This window comes from Methylobacterium sp. B1, from assembly GCF_000333255.1.
Classification (GTDB): domain Bacteria; phylum Pseudomonadota; class Alphaproteobacteria; order Rhizobiales; family Beijerinckiaceae; genus Methylobacterium; species Methylobacterium fujisawaense.
In genome coordinates this window covers 1-1,108 of the sequence record NZ_BACT01000625.1, presented here as the reverse complement: position 1 = coordinate 1,108, position 1,108 = coordinate 1, and the positions used below count along the sequence as shown (strand labels likewise).

Sequence of the window (1,108 nt, the reverse complement as noted above, 5' to 3'; positions counted from 1 at the left end):
GCCGCAGCCCGAGTGCCCGATCATGCACACGAACTCTCCCCGGGGCATGGGCAGCCACAGGTCCTCGAAGATCGTGGCCGTCTTGCCCCCTGGCCCCGGATAGGGCCGCGCGATCCCCTCGATGGAGATGAACTTCTCTGCGTTCGACATGCGGCTGGTCCCGGCCTGAACGGGAGCGGGGGCGGCACGGCTGGAGCGCCGCACGAAGGGAAGCAGCTTGCTCATCGGGTGCCTCATTCGGGGAAGGTGACGAGGCGCTGCGCGCGCGCCAGCAGCTGGTCGAGGGCCATGCCGACGACGCCGATCACCAAGATCGAGGTGATCACGTTGGTGATCGAGAGGTTGTTCCACTCGTTCCAGACGAAGTAGCCGATGCCGGTGCCGCCCACGAGCATCTCGGCCGCGACGATCACGAGCCAGGCGATGCCGATGGAGATGCGCATTCCGGTGAGGATGGTCGGCGCGGCGGCCGGCAGGATCACCGTGAACGCCCGGCGCACCGGCCCGACCTCCAGGGTCCGGGCGACGTTGAGCCACTCCTTCCGCGTGCTCGACACGCCGAACACGGTGTTCATCAGCATCGGCCAGAGCGAGCAGATGAAGATCACGAAGATCGCCGACAGGGCCGAGTCCTTGATGGTGTAGAGGGCGAGCGGCATCCAGGCGAGCGGCGAGACCGGCTTCAGGATCTGGATGAACGGATCGAGCGCCCGGCTCATCAGCGGCGACATGCCGATGAGGAAGCCGACCGGGATCGCCACCAGCACCGCCAAGCCGTAGCCGAGCGCCACGCGCCCGATCGAGTAGGCGAGCTGGATACCGATGCCCTTGTCGTTCGGGCCGCGGTCGTAGAACGGGTCACTCAGGTGCCCCCAGATGGTCGCCCCGACATCCAGGGGGCCGGGCATGGCCGACTTGCCGGTGGTGGCCGACTGACCCATCAGGGCCGCGTATTCCGGATCCATCGCCTCGGTCTTGGCCGTGCCGCTCACCGCGACCTGCCAGCCGAGTAGGATCACCGCGAGGAGCGCCAGGGAGAGGATGCCGGCGCGCAGGGTCAGGGTGCGTTGCATGACTCAGCTCGCGCGCTTGATCTGAAGGAATCCAG

Annotated in this window: 1 protein-coding gene and 1 pseudogene; both read right to left on the bottom strand. The window is 67.4% G+C overall.

Annotated elements, in window-relative coordinates; all coding sequences use genetic code 11:
• A pseudogene (locus tag I53_RS18565) lies at nt 1-225 on the bottom strand (ABC transporter ATP-binding protein); the annotation flags it as partial.
• 8 nt (nt 226-233) lie between these two features.
• Nucleotides 234-1,073 carry a nitrate ABC transporter permease gene (ntrB, locus tag I53_RS18560; protein ID WP_043353336.1) on the bottom strand — a complete coding sequence of 280 codons (840 nt, stop codon included), beginning with the start codon at nt 1,071-1,073 and terminating at the stop codon, nt 234-236.
• Between the last annotated feature and the right edge of the window lie 35 nt (nt 1,074-1,108).